This window comes from Lactococcus petauri, assembly GCF_002154895.1.
In the GTDB taxonomy this organism is placed as follows: domain Bacteria; phylum Bacillota; class Bacilli; order Lactobacillales; family Streptococcaceae; genus Lactococcus; species Lactococcus petauri.
Map to the genome: position 1 here is coordinate 1 of NZ_MUIZ01000019.1, position 6629 is coordinate 6629.

Here is a 6629-nt window from a genome sequence, read left to right on the forward strand (position 1 = left end):
AAGGTTGTCCTGAACTATCTTTAAATTGATCCACAAGTTGAGCGGTAACTCGCCAATTTCTCTTACTTAATCGTGTATCTTCGACAATGATTTTCCAATTTGGATCTTGTCTTGAGATGGTTTCTGTATGAGATGATATTTTAGTTTCATTAAAACTCAGCTCACTTGGAACATCATAGAAGCGAAGGATATCAGATGTGTAGGTGTAAGTAATTGTTTGAGGCTGATCTGTGAACTTTCCTGTGGTTGGGCCTTCTACTTTTTTGAATTTGTAACCCGGGATGTCTTTTTGTTCTGTTTTAAATTCGTCACCAATATAACCCTTTAGAATAACATCTTTGCCATCGTTAGCAATATTTTGCCCCAGAGTATTCCTATATCTTACAGTCACATTGGCTCCAGGTTTCCTTACGTAAACATAAGTAACCGTCCGATCATTGGCCAGAAACTTACCAATCTCTTGCCCCTGCACCTCTTTCACCTCATAGCCTTCTATCACTTTCCTCTTAGTGGTATAATCCTTCCCAATCTCAGCTTGTTGCGTTTCAGATTGGCTCAACGCTCTGCCACTTTGATCTACATAGTGGGTAATTATTTGTGATTGAGCACTTACGTACATTTGTTCCCGATAATAATCTTCAGTATAGAACCTACTTGTACTAAATTTTAGTTTAGTTTCAAATGGTCCTGAAGGTTTCAGAGTATAAGAGAGCTTTAATGATTTCTCCAGTGTACCATTATAAGCTAATTTTGAATCTTTATATTCCCAACTCGTGGGTAAATTATTGATTACCCAACTATACCCTGCGGGGAGAAGAGGGTGAGTCATACTTACAAATCCGATATTATTTCTATATATAACATCTGGGTTAGATGGAGGTTGTTGGGTAGCCGAATATAAAAACACTATACGGTTGATATTTGAATTTGGAAGTAAATTTTCTAAAAATCGTAAATCACGAGAATTAAAAGGGAAAATGATCTCCACAATTTTAGAAATAGGATTGTAATTAGCAAACACCGATAAGTCTATATTGAGTGACTGACCTATATCTATCGCTTCCATACCTGGTAGTTGATTCATTTTAGAAACCATTCCTGCATAGTTTGTATCAGAAGATAGCTGACTTGGTTTTCCCGAATCGGTAATTTTTCTTAATCTAGTGAGCTGTTCTAATCCTGTCCAGTCATAGATTGTTCCCTGGCCTAAACTTAAGTCTAGCGTTGTTATGCTTAATAAGTCGCTCGCAGTTGGTTCATAATCTGAAGGTTTTCTTAGTGTCTTATTAATTAATTGACGTAACGCCGGATCAGGAATTAATACATTGTCGTTAGTAGCTTCTTCTGTCTCCAAAAGCAAGGAATCTGTGGGAAAGGTCTCCATACCACTCAATCCTGTCTCTTCATTCACTTCCCTATTTTCATTCTTTATGATGATTGAGCATATTGCGGAAGTAATTGGAGCATCTTCACGTACAGTACGTGCTGTGAAATCATACCCCCCCTCTTCTTTAGCTTCAAGTTGTAACGTGACTTGTTTCTCTTCTCCCTCCACCCAGTCAATAACTAACTGATTGTTGACTATATCCTGTGTCACGCCAATACTAGGATTTGAATTCGACTGATAAGTGATCCCTTCTGGAAGAGGGACAACTATTTTTGTATCCTCTTGATTACTGTCCTTCACTGTTAAAACGATTGATTTATTCTCTGTCTCTGCTTCAAGAACAATATCAGAGACAACCGTATCTCCTGCCATAATTTTAGGAATAGCCAGTCCAAGAAAGCTGACACTTACAACAAGAAGGATTAAAAAACCTAATAGTCGAATCTGTTCTTTTCTTTCTCTAAACCTATTTTTTAGTCTTTCTTTCATTTCATTACTACCTTACCTTTGATTTCTCCCTGATCCACAAAGCCATAGTTTCGACTGTCTGTGGAGTGTGAACGATTATCTCCCAATACAAATAGCTTGCCTTCTGGTACTGTTTCTCTTCCACATATTTCTTTCAAAGTGAAATCTTCTGTCACTGAGCCCGTATAGTTTGTAGAGAGTGGATTGCCATTCACATAAAGCTTGCCTTGAGAAGCATATATCGTATCTCCTGGCAAACCAATAATCCTTTTCACGAATTCTTTATCCCCCATTTGAGGGACATTAAACGCAAGAACATCTCCACGCTGTAATTGATTCGGTTGCTTTTCAATAACGATGACCTGTTCGTTTTTCAATGTGGGTTCCATGGAGTTCCCCTCTACGGTTCTTACACCATAAAATTGCCCGAGAACCAGAAGGCAAAGGCCGAAAAACATTAAAAGTGAAACGATAATGCTTCCCTTGTTTAAACGTGAGCTTTTTTTATTCTTATTCTCATGTTTATTTTGTTTCTGATGTTTATTTTGCTTTTTCTTCTTAAAAAAGGAGTTTTTCTGGACATGTGGGGCTTCTTTTTGAGTGCCTTGTTTTTTCACTTCATCTTGAAGTTTTTTCAAGCGTAAGAGAAGAGGATCTTCTGTGCCTTCTTTATGATGAGAAGCTTCTTCTTTTTTCTCCTCCATTTCAAAAGTTGGAGAAATTTCAACAGGTGAGGCACCTTGCCAATTTTTTAACACCTCTTCGACTTTTTCACGAAAGGTCGGAATAAGATTGGCCGCATGCACCCCCATTTCTTCTAAGGCATCCGCCAAGATGCCATCTTCTTCTTGCCGCTCATTCTGGAAAGCAATCGGAATGAATTCAATCTTATAGCTATTGGAAGGTGTCTTTATTATTTTTGTCCAAATGATTTGGGGGAAGGTTTTTTCAAGTGCTTCTAACAGCGATAGAACAGGACGTTCAGAAGAAAGCATTGCTTCTATCATGAAGTGATATTTCTTCTCTAAGAGAGAATGATCTAAGTCTGAAAGTTGTTTGTCTTGCTTTTGGATCATTTGCATTAAGAACTGTGAAGGTCCAAAAGAGTCCAACATAAACAAACACGTGTCTTCTTGTTCATCAATAATATTTCCTCTGTAAAGCTTGATCATTTGTTCCTCACCTCCTTAACTTATTGATTCTAAACGGCTTATTCTGGACTGTCCATAACTCTTTCTAGACTCTCAATCCATTGATTCAAATCTTGATTGACTTTGATTCTATACTTCTCTATGTCTTCTCGTATCAATTGACCTTCTTGCTTCAGGGCTGCCAGAGCTTCCTTTTTTTGACGTTCAACCAACAGGACTTCATCTTGAGCCTTTTTAACAATGTCCTTGGCGACACGTTTTGCATCAAGCATGACTTCTACAAGGTCTTTTTCCGAAAGGCCCATTGGGGGCTTATTTTCTAATTGCTGGAGCTGTGCTTCCTTTTGTTTCAAAGTATTGACATAGTGCACTTCATTTTGTTCCAAGGTCATATTTTTTAGACGAAGTTGATCATTCTCATTTTTTAGAAATTCAAGTTTCTTTTTATTTTCTTCAACTTCTTGAATAATACTTGCAAGTTCTATCTCGAAGCTATTTAAATCTGTTTGTTTTTCTTTATCGTTAATTTCCATGTTTGTCTCCTCGTATAATATATTTTGTGGGGATTTTTTCGCCCCAATTTTCTAACAAATTTATATGTTTCACTTGACTATTGTGATATTTCCCAGAATCATTATTCTTAGGAATGGACTCAAAAGGAATATGCTATGTCTCCTTGTTGCTTCGTCTTCTTTATAAGTCTGCGACCCGAGCTGTACTTACACTTCCAACTCACTAGCTGTTTCCATTGTGAACACTCTGCTCCTAGTAGAGGGCAGGCGGTAAGTGTTCGCTGTGATGAGTATTCTAATAAGCGAGGCTGATGGGGTACAGTATTCTTGGGAAACTCTCATTTTTATTCTCCTTTTTTATTTGGCTCCACTTCTTGTATCATCTTACAAAGTCCTGTTTAAAAATTTTGTACACCTATTTCAGTAAACTCAATATCATAGCCCATCATTAAAATACCAATCACTATAATTAAAATATTTTTAAAATTGTTTTTTTGTTTTACCTTATTGTATAATAACTTAAAAGAAGCTTTTTTTTACAATCGTTCTATATTAAGAACGTTTGAGCGTATAATTATCTGAAATGGAAAAAATATGAACAATAAAAAATATGGTCAAATCTTTAAAGAGTTAAGACTTCAGAAAGGTCTCCCTCTCTCAGCATTCAACGAGCTAGGAATATCAAAAACTTCACTATTTAATTTCGAAGAGGGAAATACAATGATGGGATTTGATCGAGTAAATATTGCTTTAAATAAACTAGGTTATTCTCTTGCAAATTATGAGGAACTACTAAATAATTATAAGCCACATTATTTAGAGGACACAGTTCAAAAAATGGAAGAATCTTGGATGTTTCATGATGTAATTTCTCTAAAACAAATAGAAAAGGATTTAATAGAAAAAGGGGAACATATGATATCTTTAGTTGCTAAAGGCTGCTATTCCTCCTTATCACCTATGGATAGTGAAACTATTACGTCATATATTTATGAACTTACAACTTTTAACTATATTGATCTTTGCATTATATTTCTTTCCTTAGAGCATCTTTCTCAAAAGGATACCATGTATCTCTTAGAAGGACTATTAAAAAAACAAAAAATACTTTTTAAAAGCAGCATCATTCGTTGTAGAATTACTGAAATTATATTACTAGCAACTTATAAATTTATAATACAAGACAACCAACTTGTAGCAAATTATTTATTAAATAAATTAGATGATGATTTTTTTACGGCATTTAATAGAAATATTAAAAATTTAATTCTAGGGTGCTATGAATATAGGTTCATTAATAGAGAAACAGGTGAAACAAGAATGAACAAATCTTTAAAAATTATAAAAAAAATAGGTAAAAAAGAAGTATATGATTTCTATAATAAAAAAGCTAATAAAATTCTCTAGTATATAGTATACAGATATTTAACTATACAAATACTGGAGCTATACTATAAAAGTGGACACAAAATAGTGTGCTATAATCTGTCTCATAAGACACAAAAACGAAAGGACTTTTATGTCAGGCTTTAAACGGTACGACGAGGAATTTAAACAATCTCTCGTTAACCTCTACCAAACAGGTAAAACTCAATCCGAACTCTGTAAAGATTATGGCGTCTCCCCTTCTGCACTTGCAAAATGGATCAAGCAGTACTCTCAAGTTCGTCTTGAAGACAATACGGTGTTGACTGCTAAACAGATTCAAGAATTACAAAAAAGGAATGCCCAACTAGAGGAAGAAAATCTTATCTTAAAAAAAGCGAGTGCCATATTCATGCAAAACTCCAAGTGAGATTAAAAGCAGTCTATAGACTCTGATTTGAACACACGACAGTTATGCTCTGTCGTGTTTTACATGTCAAGCGTTCCACCTACTATAATTTCATTAACAAGGAGCCTTCGAAGCGTGAAATAGAAAACCAACGCTTAAGAAAACACCTCCTTGAGATTTATATGAAAGCCAAGAAAAGAATTGGAACGAGAGCTTTTAAAATCATTCTTCTGCGTGATTATGGCGTTAATATTTCTGAAGGTCGTATCTTCCGACTTCTCAAATCTATGACACTCCCTAAAATGTCAACGATTAAACCTCACTTTAAATCAAACCACTCTCCTGTGTTTTCTTCTGATAATCTACTTAAACAAGAATTTAATCCGAAGTCCCCGAATCAAGTCTGGACAACCGACTTCACTTATATTTCAATCGGACATAGACGACATGTCTATCTCTGCGCCATTCTCGACCTCTACTCTAGAAAATGTATCGCTTGGAAAGTAAGCGATAGGATTGATGCTAAGCTCGCCTGTGACACCTTAGAGATAGCTATAAATAAGAGAAAACCTAAGTAACCAATCATTTTTCATTCGGATCAAGGCAGCCAATTTAAATCAGCTTCCTTTAGAAAAATATTAGATGAGCATCAGTTACTTGCTTCTTACTCTAAACCTGGATATCCTTATGATAATGCCGTAACTGAGGTCTTTTTCAAGTACCTTAAACAAAGAGAAATTAAGCGAAGAACTTATCACACCATTCAAGAGGTTCAACTCTCTTGCTTTGAATACATCGAACAATTCTACAACAACTATAATCCTCATTCGGCAAACAATGGGTTAACTCCAAATCAGAAGGAAGAAAACTATTTTAAGAAAATATAGCTCATTTTGTGTCTAATTATTTGACATTAGTCCACTCTATTGTCTGAAAAAATAATGAAATAAAAAAGAGGCTTGAAACCTCTTTTTTATTTCATTATTTTTTTAATTCTTTTTTCTTAAATAATAATGCGATACTTACAAGGCCCAGAATAAGAAGTCCAATTATACTGAAAATCATCTCATTTACTTCACCAGTTGCAGGAAGGATTCCTTTATTAGAATCGTTTTGGTTGTTCTTCTTATCTTTGGTATATTCTTTTGATTTTTCACCATTTCCAGTATCATAGGGTTGATCTGGTTTAGGAGTCAGAGCTTGCTTGTCCTTAACTGTGACTTTGGCTGTACTTGTAACGCCATCATAAGTATAAGTAACATCATATGTTCCTGCTTTAGAAGTATCAACTTTTGAAGCATCTACACTAACTAGTGAGAAGTCGACCGCATTTCCAT

Annotated in this window: 5 protein-coding genes and 1 pseudogene; 2 read left to right on the forward strand and 4 right to left on the reverse strand. The window is 35.2% G+C overall.

Features of this window, described 5'->3' with window-relative positions; translation table 11 throughout:
* From BZZ03_RS11460 to BZZ03_RS11470, 3 genes are all read right to left on the reverse strand, one after another.
* Nucleotides 1-1876, reverse strand: a 1876-nt coding sequence (locus BZZ03_RS11460) for a MucBP domain-containing protein (RefSeq protein WP_198943955.1), incomplete at its 3' end; no start/stop codon positions are given.
* The gene (gene lepB / locus BZZ03_RS11465; RefSeq protein WP_086583371.1) at nt 1873-3027 is read right to left on the reverse strand and encodes a signal peptidase I; all 1155 of its coding nucleotides are present in this window, start codon (nt 3025-3027) and stop codon (nt 1873-1875) included. The genes lepB and BZZ03_RS11460, both read right to left, overlap by 4 nt.
* A gap of 38 nt (nt 3028-3065) precedes the next feature.
* The gene (locus BZZ03_RS11470; RefSeq protein WP_086583372.1) at nt 3066-3539 is read right to left on the reverse strand and encodes a hypothetical protein; all 474 of its coding nucleotides are present in this window, start codon (nt 3537-3539) and stop codon (nt 3066-3068) included.
* Nucleotides 3540-4112: 573 nt separating this feature from the next.
* On the opposite strand from BZZ03_RS11470, the gene BZZ03_RS11475 reads away from it, so the two are divergent.
* Nucleotides 4113-4925: an Rgg/GadR/MutR family transcriptional regulator gene (locus tag BZZ03_RS11475; RefSeq protein WP_086583373.1), complete on the forward strand. Its 813-nt coding sequence runs from the start codon at nt 4113-4115 to the stop codon at nt 4923-4925.
* Between the two features lie 112 nt (nt 4926-5037).
* Nucleotides 5038-6195: pseudogene (locus BZZ03_RS11480) on the forward strand (IS3 family transposase).
* Nucleotides 6196-6273: 78 nt separating this feature from the next.
* Here the strand turns inward: BZZ03_RS11480 and BZZ03_RS11485 are convergent.
* A partial coding sequence (locus tag BZZ03_RS11485; RefSeq protein WP_143466350.1) for a bacterial Ig-like domain-containing protein occupies nt 6274-6629 on the reverse strand: 356 nt, incomplete at its 5' end.